14 protein-coding genes are annotated in these 15,733 nt (G+C 71.2%); 6 read left to right on the forward strand and 8 right to left on the reverse strand.

Annotation, left to right across the window (positions count from 1 at the left end):
* Positions 1-82 precede the first annotated feature (82 nt).
* From ACZ67M_RS08115 to ACZ67M_RS08135, 5 genes are read right to left on the reverse strand one after another with little or no spacing between them, the layout of a single operon-like run.
* Entirely contained in the window at positions 83-742 is a 660-nt protein-coding gene (locus tag ACZ67M_RS08115) for an ABC transporter ATP-binding protein (protein ID WP_450737033.1), read from the reverse strand.
* Entirely contained in the window at positions 735-1,721 is a 987-nt protein-coding gene (locus ACZ67M_RS08120) for an ABC transporter ATP-binding protein (RefSeq protein ID WP_392235679.1), read from the reverse strand. Before ACZ67M_RS08120 ends, ACZ67M_RS08115 begins: the two co-directional genes overlap by 8 nt.
* Entirely contained in the window at positions 1,718-2,602 is an 885-nt protein-coding gene (locus ACZ67M_RS08125; RefSeq protein WP_469850691.1) for an ABC transporter permease, read from the reverse strand. The genes ACZ67M_RS08120 and ACZ67M_RS08125 overlap by 4 nt, the downstream gene beginning before the upstream one ends.
* Positions 2,603-2,624: 22 nt before the next feature.
* A complete protein-coding gene (locus ACZ67M_RS08130) occupies positions 2,625-3,593 on the reverse strand; it encodes an ABC transporter permease (RefSeq protein ID WP_361358491.1) in 969 nt (322 codons plus the stop codon).
* 32 nt (positions 3,594-3,625) lie between these two features.
* Entirely contained in the window at positions 3,626-5,218 is a 1,593-nt protein-coding gene (locus ACZ67M_RS08135; protein ID WP_469850058.1) for an ABC transporter substrate-binding protein, read from the reverse strand.
* 411 nt (positions 5,219-5,629) lie between these two features.
* Between ACZ67M_RS08135 and ACZ67M_RS08140 the strand changes: the two genes are divergently transcribed.
* From ACZ67M_RS08140 to ACZ67M_RS08165, 6 genes are all read left to right on the forward strand, one after another.
* Positions 5,630-6,808, forward strand: coding sequence for a Cmx/CmrA family chloramphenicol efflux MFS transporter (locus ACZ67M_RS08140; protein WP_469850059.1), 1,179 nt, complete (start codon positions 5,630-5,632; stop codon positions 6,806-6,808).
* Positions 6,809-7,039: 231 nt separating this feature from the next.
* On the forward strand, positions 7,040-8,332 hold the full coding sequence (locus ACZ67M_RS08145) for a helix-turn-helix domain-containing protein (RefSeq protein WP_469850060.1): 1,293 nt from the start codon (positions 7,040-7,042) through the stop codon (positions 8,330-8,332).
* 13 nt (positions 8,333-8,345) lie between these two features.
* A complete protein-coding gene (locus ACZ67M_RS08150) occupies positions 8,346-9,104 on the forward strand; it encodes a toll/interleukin-1 receptor domain-containing protein (protein ID WP_469850062.1) in 759 nt (252 codons plus the stop codon).
* Positions 9,101-11,098, forward strand: coding sequence for a hypothetical protein (locus tag ACZ67M_RS08155; RefSeq protein WP_469850064.1), 1,998 nt, complete (start codon positions 9,101-9,103; stop codon positions 11,096-11,098). The genes ACZ67M_RS08150 and ACZ67M_RS08155 overlap by 4 nt, the downstream gene beginning before the upstream one ends.
* Positions 11,095-12,186, forward strand: a complete 1,092-nt coding sequence (locus ACZ67M_RS08160) for a hypothetical protein (protein ID WP_469850066.1) — start codon at positions 11,095-11,097, stop codon at positions 12,184-12,186. Before ACZ67M_RS08155 ends, ACZ67M_RS08160 begins: the two co-directional genes overlap by 4 nt.
* 8 nt (positions 12,187-12,194) lie before the next feature.
* On the forward strand, positions 12,195-12,647 hold the full coding sequence (locus tag ACZ67M_RS08165) for a hypothetical protein (protein ID WP_469850068.1): 453 nt from the start codon (positions 12,195-12,197) through the stop codon (positions 12,645-12,647).
* Positions 12,648-12,662: 15 nt separating this feature from the next.
* Here ACZ67M_RS08165 and ACZ67M_RS08170 read toward each other — a convergent pair whose 3' ends face one another.
* The 3 genes from ACZ67M_RS08170 to ACZ67M_RS08180 all read right to left on the reverse strand — a co-directional run bounded on the left by ACZ67M_RS08170 (position 12,663) and on the right by ACZ67M_RS08180 (position 15,718).
* Positions 12,663-13,172 carry an O-acetyl-ADP-ribose deacetylase gene (locus tag ACZ67M_RS08170; protein WP_469850069.1) on the reverse strand — a complete coding sequence of 170 codons (510 nt, stop codon included), beginning with the start codon at positions 13,170-13,172 and terminating at the stop codon, positions 12,663-12,665.
* 116 nt (positions 13,173-13,288) lie between these two features.
* Positions 13,289-14,698 carry a phytoene desaturase family protein gene (locus tag ACZ67M_RS08175; protein ID WP_469850071.1) on the reverse strand — a complete coding sequence of 470 codons (1,410 nt, stop codon included), beginning with the start codon at positions 14,696-14,698 and terminating at the stop codon, positions 13,289-13,291.
* Positions 14,699-14,872: 174 nt separating this feature from the next.
* Positions 14,873-15,718 (reverse strand): inositol monophosphatase family protein, encoded by an 846-nt coding sequence (locus ACZ67M_RS08180; protein WP_361358477.1) that lies wholly within the window; start codon positions 15,716-15,718, stop codon positions 14,873-14,875.
* Between the last annotated feature and the right edge of the window lie 15 nt (positions 15,719-15,733).

Here is a 15,733-nt window from a genome sequence, read left to right on the forward strand (position 1 = left end):
CGAACACAACCGAATCAATTATCCCGTCGGACTCTGTTGGTTCCTGAGCGGGAGGCCGCCCGCCGCCCGCCCCGCTCGGGTCTCAGGGGCGCGTGAGGGTGTCCCACTCGACGGTGCGGTCGCACCAGCGGTCCAGGAGGACGCGGTCGTGGCCGACGGCCAGCAGCCCGGCGCCGGTGGCGGCCCGGTAGTCCTCCACGACCCGCACCAGGGCGGCCGTGGTCGAGGCGTCGAGCATCGCCGTCATCTCGTCGCACACCAGCCAGCGCGGGCGCAGTACCAGGGCGCGGGCCAGGCAGGCGCGCTGCAACTGGCCGTCGCTGACCTCGTGCGGGCGTCTGGTCAGCAGGTCGGTGGTCAGTCCGACGGTGGCGGCCAGTTCGGCGACCCGGACGGCGGCGTCCGCGCGGCGGCCGGTGGCGCGCATGGGTTCGGCGATCAGGTCGGCGAGGGTCAGCCGGGGGTCCGCGGAGAGCCGGGCCTGCTGGAAGACGACGCCGAAGGCGGTGCGTCGCTCGCTCGGGGCGCGGTGGCGCCAGCGCCGTACGGGCGTGCCGTCGACGACCAGGGTGCCGGCCTCGGGCTGGTGCAGCAGGGCGGCGACCCGGGCGAGGGTGGACTTGCCGCAGCCGCTGGGGCCGAGCAGCCCGACGGCCTCTCCCGGCGCGACGGAGAGGGTGACGTCCCGGAAGACGGGCGCGTTGCGGGCGTATCCGGCGGTCACGGTGCGCAGTTCAAGCACGGTCGGCGGCCTCCGGGAGCGCGGCGTGGGGGTGGTGGCAGGCGACCGTGCCGGTGAGCGGCGGCAGGACGGCGCAGGCGTCGGTCGCCCGGTCGCAGCGGGCGGCGAAGGCGCAGCCGCCGGGGAGGGCGCCCAGCTCGGGCGGCAGGCCGGGGATCGGGGTGAAGGCGCGGTCGGGCAGCGCGTCGAGCAGACCCCGGCCGTAGGGGTGGCGGGGGCCGGGGGCGCCGAAGAATTCGGCGGCGTCGGTGAGTTCGACGATCCGGCCCGCGTACATCACGGCGATCCGGTCGGCGACGCGTTCGGCGGCGGCCAGGTCGTGGGTGATCATCAGCAGGGCACGGCCCTCGCCGTCCGCCGTGTTGTCGACATGTCGTCTCAACTCGTCGACGGTGCGGTCGACCAGCTCCCGGTCGAGTCCGGTGGTGGGCTCGTCGGCCAGCAGCAGCGGGGCGTCACCGACCAGCGCGAGGGCGGTGGCGGCGCGCTGGGCGAGGCCGCCGGAGAGTTCGTGCGGGTGGTGGTCGAGGTGGTCCACGGGGAACGCGGCGCGCTCCGCGGCGGCCTCGGCGGCCTTGCGCAGGGCCGCGCGGCCACGGACGCCGGTGAGTTCGGCGACCGTCTCCTCCAGTTGGGAGCGGATGGTGCGCACGGGGGTGAGGTGGGCGGCCGGGCTCTGCGGGACGAGGCCGACCAGCCGGCCCCGTACGGTACGGGCGAAGGTGCGCTCGTCGGTGGCGAGCAGGTCCAGGTCGCCGAGCAGGGCGGCGCCGGCGGTCTGCGCGTTGCCGGGCAGCAGGCCCAGCAGGGCGGAGGCGAGGACGGACTTGCCGCAGCCGCTCTCGCCGATCAGGGCCAGGCACTCGCCGGCCGCCACGTCGAAGTGCGCGTCGGTCACGGCGGCGACGCGGCGCCCGCCGGGCATCAGGAAGCGCACCGACAGACCGCGTACGGACAGCACGGGGGCTCGCTCGGTCACAGCATCAGCTCCGATCGGCGGCGGGGGTTGATCCGCTCCCGCCAGGCGCCCGCGAGTCCGGCGACGGCGAGGGTGGGGACGATGATGAACAGTCCCGGGAAGAGGGTCGGCCACCACTGCCCGGCGAGCAGCGAACCCCGCGCCTCCTGGATCAGGTTGCCGAGGCTGGCGGTGTGCGTGGGCAGCCCGAGCCCGAGGAAGGACAGCGCCGACTCGTGCCACATGGCGTGCGGCACCATCAGTACGGCGGCGAGCGCGGCCTGGGGAAGCACGCCGGGCAGCAGATGCCGTACGGCCACCCGCCACCGGGAGGCGCCGCCGGAGACGGCCGCGTCGACGTAGGGGCGCGAGCGCAGGGACAGCACCTCGGCGCGGACGATGCGGGCGGTGGACAGCCAGTGGGTGAGGGCGACGGAGGCCACCACCGGCCAGACGCCCGGCCGGAACATCGCCACGATGAAGATGCCCAGCAGCAGGTGGGGCACGGAGGAGACGGTGTCGACGACCCGCATCACGCCCCGGTCGACCCAGCCGCCCAGCGCCCCGGCGGTGGCGCCCACGGCGGTGCCGACGACCGTCGCCGTCAGCGCCGCCGCCACCCCGACCAGCAGGGAGACGCGCAGTCCGTACACGCAGCGCAGCAGCAGGTCGCGGCCGACGTCGTCGGTGCCGAAGGGGTGCTGCCGGCTCGGTGGCCGCAGCTTCGCCGCGAGGTCGACGGCCTGCTGGTCGAGCTGGACCAGCGGCGGCACGAGCAGCACGGCGAGCACGGTCAGGGCGAGCAGCGCTGCGGAGGTGCGCAGGCGCAGGGTGCGGGTGGAGCGGCGGGCGGTGCCGACGGAGCGCCAGGCGGGGCCGGGGGCCGGGGTGGGCGCGGGCACGGTGGGCGGCGGCGCGGCGGGGTCACATGTCACTGAGCTTCACCCTCGGGTCGAACAGTCCGTAGAGCAGGTCGGCGAGCAGGTTGCCGGCGAGTACGGCGGCGGTGGCGAGGGTGGTCAGGGCGGCCAGCAGCGGGAAGTCGACGGCGGTGGCCGCCTCGACGGTGGCCGCGGCGATCCCCGGCCAGCTGAAGACGCTCTCCACCAGCAGGGCGCCGGTGATGAGTTCGGGAACGCGCGAGCCGATCAGGGTGAGCACCGGCAGCAGCCCCGAGCGCAGGGCGTGTCCGAGCAGGACGGTGCGCTCCCCCAGGCCGCGGGCGCGCGCGCCGCGCACGGGGTCCTCCGCGAGGGCGTCGCCGACGCCCTGGCGCACGTACAGCGTGAACCACGGCAGTTGGGAGACGGCGAGCACGCCCGCGGGCAGCGCGACATGGCTCGCGACCTGGCCGGGGGTGACCCGCTCGCTCGCGGTGTCGGTCAGGCCGCCGGCCGGCAGGACGTCCCACTGGAGCGCGAACAGCCACACGGCGAGCAGCGCGATCCAGAAGACCGGTGCCGCCTCCAGGGTGTACGCGAGTGAGGTGACCGCCCGGTCGAGCATCGAACCGGGGCGGCGGGCGGCCAGTACGCCGAGGACCGTGCCGGCCAGGACGGCGGCGGCGAAGGCGACGGCGCACAGCAGGGCGGACCAGACGAGGCGTTCGCCGATGACCTCCGTCACCGGCTGGCGCATCACCCCGGAGTGGCCGAGGTCGCCGGTGAGCGCGGAGGTCAGCCAGTTCCACCAGCGGACGACGAACGACTGGTCGACACCGAGGTTCTCCCGCAGCCGGTCCAGGGTCTCCTGGTCGGCGCCGAGCGCGGCGGTGCCGGCGTACGCCTTGACGGGGTCGAAGGGGGAGGCGGCGGCGATCGCGAACACGCCGAAGGTGACGACGAGGACGACGGGGACGGCGAACAGCGCCCGCCGCCCCGCCAGCCGTGCCATCGCTCCCCAGGGCACGCGCCGGGGAGACCGGGTCACTTCTTGGGCTGCCAGTCCTCGATGTTCCACCAGGGTCCGCTGGCGAAGCCGTGCTCGTGCGGCTCCAGCTGGGTGGTCAGGCCGTCCCAGCGGTCGGCGAGGACGTAGAGGTGGTCGATGTGGGTGAGGAAGGTGTAGCCCGGGTTCTCGACGAGCGCCTTCTGGAGCTTGTCGTAGGCGGCGGCGCGCGTCTTCGGGTCCTGGGTGCGGCGGCCGGCGTCGAGGGCCTGGTCCACGGCCGGTTCGTCGTAGTGGGCCATGTTGTTGAAGCCGTCGCCGGCGAGCGAGGAGTGCAGCAGGGTGTAGAGGCCGAAGTCGGGGTCGCCGACGCTGCCGAAGCCCGCGAGGACGGCGTCGCGTCCCATGCGCGGCTCGATGACCTCCCAGGTGGCGCCCTCCACCTTCACCTCGATACCGGCCTTCTTGGCGTCGGAGGCGTAGGCGAGCGCGTGGTCCTGGCGGACCTTGTCGCCGGAGGGGTAGTACAGGGTGAACGAGGCGCGCTGTCCGTCCTTGGCGCGGATGCCGCCGGAGCCCGCCTTCCAGCCGGCCGCGTCCAGGACGCGCTCGGCCTTGGCGAGGTCGTGCGGGCGCTCGATGCCGCGCTCGTACCAGGGGTCGTCCACGGGCAGCGGCCCGTACGCCGGCCGGCCCGCGCCGTCGAGGATCTTGTCGACCATGGCCCGGCGGTCCACGGCGGCGTCCAGGGCGCGCCGGATCGCGCGGTCGCCGGTGACCTTGCCGGAGGTGGGCAGGGTGACGGCCCGGAAGTCGTAGGACCTCGCCTCGTAGGTGCGCCTGCCCTCGTCCTTCTTGAAGGTGGCCGCGAGGTTGGGCGGCAGGACGGCGCCGTCGAGGTCGCCGGAGCGCAGCCGGGTGGCGCGCACGTTGTCGTCGGCGATGACCGCCATGGTGAACGACTTCACGGTGGGCCTGTCGCCCCAGTAGTGCGGGTTGGCCTTGAAGGCGAGCTTCTCGCCCTTGCTCCAGTTGGTGAGCACGTACGGCCCGGTGCCGACGGGCTTGGTGTTGAAGTCACCGGTGTTGGGGTCCTGCCCGCCCGCCACGTGTTCGGGGACGACGGGCAGCACCGTGCGGTCGGCGAAGGCGGCGTAGGGGTACTTGAGCGTGAAGACGACGGTGTCGTCACCGGTCGCGCGGACGTCCTTGACGGCGTCGAGTTCGCTGCGTGCGGTGTTGTTCGTCTTCTCGTCGAGGACGGTGCGGTACGTGTAGACCACGTCCTGGGCCTTGAGCGGTTCGCCGTCGCTGAACTTCACGCCCTCGCGAAGGGTGTACGTGTAGGTCCGGCCGCTGTCGGTGATCTTCGGCAGGGCGGCTGCGAGGGCCGGCTTCAGCTTCAGGTCGGTGTCGCGGGCGAGCAGCCCGTCGAAGATCTTGGAGTTGCCGTCCTTGCCGTAGCCGAGCAGCGGGCTGAGGGTGTCCGGTTCGGATCCCACCCCGATGACCACGGACTCGGCCGCGTTGGCGTCGTCGCCCGTTCCGCCACCGCCGGGCGCGGAGCAGGCGGTGACGCCGACGGCGACCGCCGCCGCGACGGCGGCACTTCGTATCCGACGGGTTGTCATGTCTCCCCCACGCTTGTTGTCGATGCGTCGTTATTGCACATCAGTGGCATTAAAGCGTCAAGCCAGGTGGGGGTGTGCGGGGCGGGACGGGGCGGCGGCGGAGCGGGGCGGCGGGGCATCCGGCCGGTCCCCGCGACGGAAACCGGGATGCTCGCGCGGGAAGCGGTCGGGTAGCGTGCCGGTCATGTCGAGCCCCGAGTCGGACAGGGTGGGGGCCTTCGGTCACGCCGTCGGTCCCCTGAACCACTAGTCCGCCAGTCCCCAGTTCACAGCCCCGCAGTCGTCCACTTCCGTCGTCGAACCGCCTTCCGCGGTCCGACGGGTGGACTTCCGACGGGTGCGTCCTCGGGTCGGGGCCGGCCGCGGTGACGAGACGACTCCACGTTCCTCTCCTCACCCCGGAGCCACTCGATGCCCCTCCCCCTGTACCTGCTCGCCGTGGCCGTCTTCGCCATGGGCACCTCGGAGTTCATGCCGGCCGGCCTGCTGCCGGACATCGCCGCCGACCTCGACGTGAGCGTCGGCACCGCGTCCACCCTCACCTCGGCCTTCGCGGTCGGCATGGTCGTCGGGGCGCCGCTCATGGCAGCCCTCGCCCGCAACCTGCCCGCACGGGCGAGCCTGCTCGGCTGCGTGCTGGTCTTCCTGGCGTCCCACGTCGCGGGCGCCGTCACGTCGAGCTTCGCCGTCCTCTTCGCGACGAGGGTCGTCGCGGCGCTCGCGAACGCCGGGTTCCTCGCCGTGGCCCTGACGACCGCCGCCGCACTGGTCCCGCCGGACCGCAAGGGCCGTGCACTCGCCGTCCTGCTGTCGGGCACCACGGTGGCCACGATCGCCGGTGTCCCCGGCGGATCGCTGCTGGGCACGCTGCTCGACTGGCGGGCCACGTTCTGGGCGGTCGCCGCCCTCTGTCTGCCCGCGGCCGTCGGCATCCTCACCGGCGTCCCGGCCGGCCCCGGGACGCGGGACTCTTCAGCCGGCCCGCCCCTCCGCCAGGAAATCGCCCAACTCAGGAACGCCCGGCTGCTGGTGGTCATGCTGCTCGGCGCACTGGTGAACGCGGCGACCTTCGCGAGCCTCACCTTCCTCGCACCGCTCGTGACCGACACCGCGGGGCTGGGCGAACTGTGGGTCACCGTGGCCCTGGTCCTGTTCGGAGCCGGCTCCCTCACCGGGGTCACCGTCGCCGGCCGCCTGTCCGACCACCGTCCCGGCGCGGTCGTCGCCGCCTGCGGCCCGCCGCTGCTCCTCGGCTGGCCGGCCATGGCCGTCCTCGCGGACCGGCCCACCGCGCTGCTTCTCCTGGTCTTCACGCAGGGCGCCCTGTCCTTCGCGGTGGGCAGCACGCTGATCGCGCGGGTCCTCTACGCGGCCGCGGGCGCCCCCACCATGGCCGGTTCGTACGCGACCGCGGCCCTCAACACCGGCGCCGCCACGGGTCCGGTCATCGCCGCGACGACCCTCCACACCCCGGCCGGCGCGGCCGGTCCGCTGTGGGTGAGCGGGGGGCTGGTGGCGTTGGCGTTGGCGGTTGGGGCGCCGCTCCGCGCGGTAGCCGGAAACGGGCCGGGTGCCGGGATGCAGGAGTGAGGCGGCTGGCTCATCGCTTCATGACGGGTCCCCGGCGGCCACAAGATGTCCGGTAGCCGACTTGCCCGTCCCCGGCCGGCGACCTGACTTGGGGCTCCGCGAATGCTCCATCCGGCCGTTGGAGATGGAAACGGGAAACAGCACCTATCGCCTTGTCCGTCAGGGAGCGGTGGCCGCAGTCTTACGTGCGGCGGCGCATCTGCTTTCGACGGACGGGCTCGGGAGGATTCCGTGCCACAGCCGTCGAACGGTTTCGGTGAGGAGCTGAGGAAGCGGCGACTGGCAGCCGGGCTGAGCCTGACGTCGCTGTCCGGGGCCGTGCACTACAGCAAGGCGCAGCTGAGCAAGGTCGAGCGAGGTATCAAGGCCCCCAGCCGGGACCTCGCCCGGCTGTGCGACGCCGCTCTCGGAGCCGACGGAGGACTGATCGCCCTGGTCATCGGAACCACCGGCGACACACCGAGCGAACCAGCGACCGGGCGATTCAACCAGGAGGACTGGATCATGCGACTGTCGCCCGACAGCAGGAGTGGCTTCCAGCCCGTTGGCCGACGAGAGGTGATGAGCGCAGGTGTCGCCTCACTGATGACATGGCGGTCGGACGGCCCGGGAGCCGTCTCTACGGCCGCGGGGGCTGCGATGCTGGAGACCTCGCGTTCGCTGTTCACGCACTATCGGCGGCTCGGGCAAACCGTAGAACCCGGACTGCTCCTGCCCGTCCTGATCGCCCAGACGCACACTCTGAGGGAACTGTCCGCGCAGAGCGACGTCACCACCCGCGGCCAACTGCTCGCTCTCGGCTCTCGCTATGCGGAGTACATCGGCTGGCTGGTGCAGGAGACCGGAGACGAACGTGCGGCACTTTGGTGGACACAGCGCGCGGTCGAACTCGCGGCGGCGGGCGGAGACCAGGCCCTCGCAGGCTACGCGTTGGTTCGTAGAGCTCTGGTCACGCTGTACCGGGACGATGCCCAGCAGACGGTGGCGCTGGCTCGCCGTGCGCAGAGCGGTGCACTGCCCCCGCGGATCCGGGGGCTGGCCGCACAGCGCGAAGCGCAGGGCCACGCTCTCGCGGGCGACCACAGCGCCTGTCTGAGCGCCCTCGATCGCGCCCGCGTCTTCCTCAACCGCTCGGACGGCTGCTCGGACGAGCCGGTGATCGGCACCATGCATCTTCCCGACCCGGTCGGCATGGTCACCGGCTGGTGCCTCGTCGACCTGGGTCGGCCGCGCGAAGCGGGCGCAGAGCTGGACCGGCAACTCGCTCTGGTCGGTGACAACGCGGTACGTACACACGTGCGGTACGGAGTCCGCCGCGCCCTCGCCTACGCGTCAGCCGGCGAGATCGACCATGCGTGCGCCCTGGTGGCACCACTGCTCGACAGTGTGGAGGCGGTGCGCTCGGCGACCGTGACAACGGATCTCCGGCGCCTGGCCAGAGTTCTGGCTCGGCATTCGGATCATCCAGAGGTTCGCCGTCTGGGACCGCGGATGGGCACGTTGACTCGCTTGTCCACTTCCTGAAGGAGACATCACCGTGATCGAGGTCTTCATCAACTACCGCACCGGCGACGGAGAAAAGACTGCCGCGCTAATAGACCAGGAGTTGTCCCGTCGCTTCGGCGGGAACCGAATATTCCGGGCATCGAAATCCATCGCACCGGGTGACATGTATCCCGAAAGGTTGCTGTCGGCACTTCGACGCAGTTCACTCCTACTGGCTATCGTAGGCCCGGACTGGAAGAACTTCCGGAGTCGGCTGCACGACCCGGGTGATTGGGTACGCAAGGAGATCGAGGAGGCGTTCTCCTATGGGCTCCCGGTCATTCCGATTCTGGACGGCCGCAAGACGGACCGACTCAGCAAAGTCGATCTACCACCCGAACTGGCACGGCTGGCCGACCTCCAGTCCGTTCCGTTCGACACACATGACACAGAGAGGGGCCTCAGGCGCATTGGTGACCTCGTGGCCGAGATGATCCCCGGGCTGACGGACCTGAGCCAGTCGGCCGATGAGAACGCGACCGCGGCGAGCACCGTGACCAACTCGATCGGCGACGTGGCCGGAACAGCGGTACAGAGCCGCGACTTCACCGGAGACGTCGGCACCGTGGTGAAGGGGTCTCACGGGCCTGTTCATACGGGAAACGGCCACATCTACCAGAATTCGCGCCACGTGTCGGGCGACCGTCACTTCTCCGGTAACGGGATGACGTACTTCGAAGGCGACAACCATGGCAACGTTCAGCACCGCTTCGAGGAGAAGCCGGACAGCCATGAGGACAACGGCCGGTGAATCAGAGCAGCCATACGAGCGTGCAGAACCCGCAGGGTTTTCTGCATACAGGGCTCGGCGACATGTATGTAAACATCGGCACCCAGTTGCAGGAAGTGAGCAGAAACCAGTTCAGGCGTATCGCCGAGGACCAACTCATCCGGCTGCGTCGCGTGCTGGTCGCTCCGGCGGGCATGGGCGAGGCACGTGCCGTGCTCGCGGCGACCGGCACCGTCATCCTGCAGGGGGAACCAGGCAGCGGCCGAACCGCCGCTGCGAAGGTGCTCCTTCGTGAACACCACTCCGACACCGGCGTCCTGCAAGAGCTTCTACCGGGGGAGGAGGACGAATTGTCGCTCCACAACCCGGCCCTGGTCGGGGATCGCGACCAGTTGCTGTTGGATCTCTCCGGCGCCGACGACCGCCAGTGGTCCATGGCCCGGGTCGATCTCCCAGCCCTCCGCAGAACCGTCCAGGAACGGCACGCCCACCTCGCCATCGTCATGCCCCACGGCGCCGAACTCGATCCTGACCTCCATTACTGCCGGGTCGAGCTGACGCGCCCTCCCGGCCTGGAGGTCCTCAGACGCCATCTGCATGTTCAGGGTATGCCGCACGAGCAGTACGCCCAGCCCGATGCCACTGTCCGGGCGTTCCTGTCCGAGAAACGGCCGATGCGGGAGATCGCCGATTTCGCCGATCTGGTAGGCCGGGCCAAGCAGAGCGCTCGGCCGGACCAAGATTTCGCTCAGTGGTGCGCCGCGGCGAAGAAGGCCAGAAACGATCGGACGAAGGAGGTCGCCGCCCTCGTCCGCAAACTGGACGAAGCTCCTCAGAGGGCGCTGTTGATCGCTGTCTCAATGCTCCACGGGGCGCACGCCGATGTCATCCACCGTGCGGCCGCTCTTCTCCTGCGCATCGTCGACTTTCCGCCGGAGCCTGAGCAGTTGCTCCAGCACAAGGATCTTGCCGAGCGATTCAGGGAGATCTCATGCGAGTCGGCAGCCGGCGGACTCGTCCGGTTCAAGGAACTGGACTACGAGGCCGCCGTCCGCGCGCACTTCTGGGACCACATGCCTGATCTGCGACCGTACCTCGGCACCTGGGTGGCAGACCTGGCAGAGTTGAACGCCCCGCACGTCGACACCACCGTCCGGACTGTGCTGGTGACACGACTGGCCGAACAGTATCTACGCACGGGAAACGGGTCGGGCCTCGCCAATCTCGCCGAGCGGTGGAGCTCTTCGTCTGCGGGTCGGGCACGGTTGGAAGCCGCTGTCCACGCCCTCACCTGCGGCCTCAACGATCCTGCCCATGCCCGGGACTTTCGCCGGCGCATCTACGACTGGTGTGCCAACCGGCGCCTCCCGGGAGAGTTCGCACAGGTACTCGTCCGAGTCTGTGCCGAGGTCCTCGCGGTGGGTCATCCGGACCAGGCCCTGCTCAGGCTGTACTACCTCGCCCGACGCGAACGCGGGTCCACCCGTGCTCTGCAAGCGTTGTGCGACCTGGTGGCACGCAGCCATCGGCTGCGCCGAAGACTGCTCGACCGCCTCGCGGGATCCGAACTGTCCCCTCCCGACCTGGACATCTTCCTGCGGACATGCGATCCGCTGCCCCTCACCGTCTCCTCCGATGCGCCACGCGCGCTGCTGGACGAACGCGGTGTGCAACGTTCCCTGACCACCTGCTGGCACGCGGCACTGACGGCGTGCCCGCCCTCACGGTGGCAACCGAACGCCGAACTCTGGCTCCACCGGGCAGCAGACTCCGTAGGACGCCATCGTGAGCTCTTGCTCGATGTCCTCATCGGCGCAGCGGAGCGATGCGGTGAAGCACGGGGGGAGGCATACGCCGCGCTGTACGCATGCAGCCGCTCGGCCGAACGCGGGGCCAGGGGAAACGTCGCGCACTCATTGGCAGTCACCGAACAACTCCTGTGCAAGATCACCGCGGCCCAGAGCATCACCCACACCATGGCGGCGCCGGCGTCGGTCAGGAGAACGCAACCGTGACCACTACACAAAAGACGGCAACGGTATTCCTCACTGTCCTGTGCGGTCTGCTGCTCGCCATCGCCGGGCTGACGCAAGCGTGGCCCATGTGGGTATGGGCGACGCTGGCCTTACTTCTCGTGGCGGTCCCGGCGGCGACGGTCCGGGCGGCCGTGCTGCGCCGCGGCTCGATACCGGCGACCTTCGAGGAACAACTGACGGCTCCGCCCGTGGAGCGTACTGAACACCGCATCAGCCACGTGGCGATGCCCAGTTCCTGGGACGACTACCGCTTCGTCCTCTCGGCGACCGTACGGTGGTGCCTCACCGAGTCACCTGGGAGCACCCCGGTCCTCAACCCTGCGGGACTGGCGGTGCAGGAGGTCCTCAACCGCGCCCGCACCATCACCGAAAGGCGCAAACCCGGCGATGCCTCACTCGTCCAGCACGAACTCAGCGGCGCTCTGAGCCGTATGTGTGCGGAGCCGACGGGACAGCTCCAGGCCATGGCGGAAGACATCACCCTCACGCTGCCCCAACAAGACCAGGAACGTCTGGACAGACTGGCCCGGGTACGCAAGGACGAGGCTGTCTGGGAGCACCAGCGAAGGTACGAACAGAGCAAACGCCAGTACCTTGGCGAGGACGTGCTCAAGGACACGGGCAGTGCCGTGGTCTGGTGGCTCTCCAGGAACGAGGAGCACATAGAGAGGACAGTGGGGGACCTGCCCCTCATCGCGCAGCTCACCTCCGCAGCCAATGACACGGACATACCCGAACGTCTGCAGACGCTGCTGTCCCAACAACTCCCCGAGGCCGACCTTCCGGAGCAGGTGTATCCGGACAGCGAGTTCACCCCACCGCAGCAGACGGCGGCAGATCACCTCCTGAGCTTCTTCAACGCCATTGGCTTCTCGGAGGGCGACAACCGGCTGACGTTCGTGGCCAAACAGATCTCCGACATCATCAAGCAGCAGAATCGGCACGAGACGGCGGAGGACCTGTTGCGTCGATTCGATCCGCCAGTGCCCTTCTCCCCCGACACCGACAACGAACGACAGCCCTCTGCGGACGCCCACGACAAGACATCCGGCTCTCCGCTCACCTAGGAGGAGAAATGGACAGCGAATTGACGGTCCTCGCCGCTTCGGGTGCGACCACGCTCGTCTCGCTGATGGTTACCGATTCCTGGGCCCATGCCCGCGAGCTTGTACGACGAGTGCTGGCTCGTACAGGTTCGGACTCGGCCGCGCTCTCCGACTTGGACGAGACACGAAGCCTGCTTCTCACCGCCCCCGACGGAGCGGCGGAGGAAGAGGCTGCGGCAGCTGCACGCGCACAGTGGCAGGTTCTCCTGCAGCGGTTGCTCGAAGCCGCGGCTCTCACCGAGGGCGACCTCCGAGTCCTGCTCAGCTTATTGCAACAGCTGGCCTCCGCCCCGGAGTCGGTCCAGGGCACTGTGCACAACAGCATCAATGGCGGCGTCCAACACGGTCCTGTCGTCCAGTCAGGTCGCATCACCGGTCTCACCTTCCACGTTCAGGGCCCTCCGGGAGACTCACCAGGCTGAAGCACTCGGTCGCGGTCAGCCGACCCGCGCCGTGAACGCCTCGTACTCCCGGTCGTCGAAGAGGACGAAGCGGGCCTCCGTCACCGAGGTCCTGGTGGCGCGGACCGTTTCGACGGCGATGCGGGCCGCGTCGTCCATCGGCCAGCGGTAGACGCCCGTGGAGATGGCCGGGAAGGCGACCGTGCGGGCGCCCAGTTCGTCGGCGACGTGGAGGGACTCGCGGTAGCAGGAGGCGAGGAGGTCGGCGCGGTCCTCGGTGGTGCTGTACACCGGGCCGACCGTGTGGATGACCCAGCTCGCGTCCAGGTCGCCCGCGGTGGTGGCGACCGCGCGGCCGGTGGGAAGGCCCTTGCCGAGGTGGCCGGCGCGGAGGCTTCGGCACTCCGCGAGGATCGCGGGGCCGCCACGCCGGTGGATGGCGCCGTCGACGCCGCCTCCGCCGAGCAGGGAGGAGTTGGCCGCGTTGACGATCGCGTCGGCGCGTTCGCGGGTGATGTCGCCCTGGACGAGCGTGATGGTGGTCATGGGCCCTTTCCGATCGTCGGCGGTTCCCGCGTGGCCGGGTCGCGCGCGGCCCGCGCCACCCGGCTGCCTTGGTGGTCGGGTCTCGCGCGGCCCGCGCCAACCGGCCTACTTCATGGTCAGGTCTGGCGCAGCCTGCGCCACACGGCCCTGGCCGCGTTGTGCCCCGACATGCCGTGCACACCCGGGCCGGGCGGGGTGGCCGACGAGCAGATGAAGACGGCCGGGTGCGGGGTGGTGTACGGGGACAGGGAGAGCTTGGGGCGGAGCAGGAGCTGGAGGCCGGAGACCGCGCCGGAGGCGATGTCGCCGCCGACGTAGTTGGCGTTGCGGGCGGCCAGTTCGGGTGGGCCGGCGGTGGCGCGGGCGAGGACGCGGTCGCGGAAGCCGGGTGCGAAGCGCTCCAGTTGGCGTTCTATCGCGTCGGTCAGGTCGCCGGTCCAGCCGTTGGGGACGTGGCCGTACGCCCAGAAGACGTGCTTGCCTGCCGGAGCGCGGGTGGGGTCGGCGACGCTGGGCTGCACGGTGATGAGGAACGGCGCGTCGGGCGCGCGGCCCGCGCGGGAGGCCGCGTTCAGCGCGGCGCCGATCTCCGCGCTGTCGGCGCCGATCTGCACGGTACCGGCGCGGCGCGGTGCCTCGGCGGTCCACGGCACGGGCCCGTCCAGCGCGTAGTCGATCTTGAAGACGCCTGGGCCGTACCGGTAGCCGGCGTAGTGGTTGCCGAGGCCGGCGATGCGGGCGAGCGCGGTGGGCGAGGTGTCGAAGACGTAGGCGCGGGCGGGCGGCAGGTCGTCGAGGCGCTTGACCACGTAGTCGGTGTGGACGGTGCCGCCGAGGTCCTCCAGGTGGCCGGCCAGGGCGTCGGAGATGGCCTGGGAGCCGCCGCGGGCCACGGGCCAGCCGCGGGCGTGCGCGGCGAGGGCGAAGACCAGGCCGATGGCACCGGTGGCGAAGCCGCCGAGCGGGGCCATCACGTGCGCGACGAGGCCCGCGAAGAGGGTCTTGGCCTTCTCGTCGCGGAAGCGGCGCATCAGCCACGTCGACGGGGGCAGCCCGACCAGGCCGAACCGGGCGAGGGTGACCGGGTCGCGGGGCAGCGCGGTCAGCGGCAGGGACATGAAGTCCCGGGCCAGGGTGTCCCACCGGGGCAGGAAGCGCTCGACGAGCCTGCGGTACGTGCCCGCGTCGCGCGCCCCGAAGGAGGCGGCGGTCTCGCCGACCGACCGCGACAGCACGGCGGCGGAGCCGTCCAGGAAGGGGTGCGCCATGGGCAGCGCGGGGTGCAGCCACTCCAGTCCGTACCGCTCCAGGGGGAGGTCGCGGAAGGCGGGCGAATTGATGCCGAGCGGGTGCGCGGCGGAGCACGGGTCGTGCCGGAAGCCCGGCAGCGTCAGCTCCTCGGTGCGCGCCCCGCCGCCCACCGCGCCCTGGGCCTCGAAGACGGCGACCGAGAAGCCCCGGCGGGCCAGCTCCACGGCAGCGGTCAGCCCGTTCGGCCCCGCACCCACTACGACCGCATCGAGCATCGACGGCACCTTCGGACCCCTTCGTCAGCCGATGGCAACTCCGGATCAGGATATGCCCGGGGTCCGACAGGCGGCGGTCGCGGGTGGGGCCCCGGGGGGGGACGAGGGTGAGGGGCGGGGGCGAGCCCCCTGGTCTCCGGTGGGCCGGGGACAGGCGGCCCCCCGGGACCGGGATCAGGCTTCGCCGGACAGCAGCCCCACCACCCGGCGGGCCGTGGCCGCGTCACGGGCCGCGGTGAACGGCAGGTCATTGCCACCGGTGATGCGGAAGGGTACGCCCGTACGGGTCAGGTGGACGCCGCCCGCCTCCTCGACCAGGAGCAGTCCGGCGGCGTGGTCCCAGGCGGCCTCCCACGAGAAGGCGGTGGCGTCGGACTCGCCGCGGGCGACGGCGAGGTACTCCAGGCCGGCCGAGCCGCAGGCCCGCGGGGCGACGCCCGGGGTGCGCAGGCCGAGCAGGTCGCGCTTCTGCTCGTCCGTCGTGTAGTCCGGGTGGGAGGTGGCGACGCGCAGGTCGCGGCCGGGCTCGGGCACGCCCGCGTACAGCCGCTCACCGTCCAGGTACGCGCCCCGGCCCCGTACGGCGGTGGCGAGCCGGTCGTCGGCCGCGGCGTAGGTCCAGGAGGCGTGCACGACCCCGTGCCGGGCGAGCGCGACCAGGGTGCAGAAGCCCCGCTCGCCGCGGACGAACTGCCGGGTTCCGTCGACCGGGTCGACGATCCACACCGGTGCGTCGCCCTGTATCGCCTCGTAGGAGGCGGGGTTGGCGTGCACCGCCTCCTCGCCGACGACGACCGAGCCGGGCAGCAGGTCGGCGAGGGCGTCGGTGAGGTACAGCTCGGCCTTGCGGTCGGCGTCCGTCACCAGGTCGTGCGGGCCGGCCTTCTGGTCGACCTCGTCCGCCGCGAGCCGCCGCCAGCGCGGCATGATCTCCTGGGCGGCCGCCTTGCGGACGGCCTCCTCCACGTCGTCGGCGTGCCGGGCGAGAAACTCGTCGATGGTTTCGTTGTTCTCGATCATGACTCCATGAGAGCA

Source organism: Streptomyces sp. NPDC107500 (genome assembly GCF_055582785.1).

Excerpts from the sequence above, each read along its gene's own strand:
- ACZ67M_RS08130 (WP_361358491.1), bottom strand. The coding sequence starts at position 3,593 with ATGGCACGGCTGGCGGGGCGGCGGGCGCTGTTCGCCGTCCCCGTCGTC.
- ACZ67M_RS08135 (WP_469850058.1), bottom strand. The coding sequence starts at position 5,218 with ATGACAACCCGTCGGATACGAAGTGCCGCCGTCGCGGCGGCGGTCGCC.
- ACZ67M_RS08140 (WP_469850059.1), top strand. The coding sequence starts at position 5,630 with ATGCCCCTCCCCCTGTACCTGCTCGCCGTGGCCGTCTTCGCCATGGGC.
- ACZ67M_RS08165 (WP_469850068.1), top strand. The coding sequence starts at position 12,195 with ATGGACAGCGAATTGACGGTCCTCGCCGCTTCGGGTGCGACCACGCTC.
- ACZ67M_RS08170 (WP_469850069.1), bottom strand. The coding sequence starts at position 13,172 with ATGACCACCATCACGCTCGTCCAGGGCGACATCACCCGCGAACGCGCC.
- ACZ67M_RS08175 (WP_469850071.1), bottom strand. The coding sequence starts at position 14,698 with ATGCTCGATGCGGTCGTAGTGGGTGCGGGGCCGAACGGGCTGACCGCT.
- ACZ67M_RS08180 (WP_361358477.1), bottom strand. The coding sequence starts at position 15,718 with ATGATCGAGAACAACGAAACCATCGACGAGTTTCTCGCCCGGCACGCC.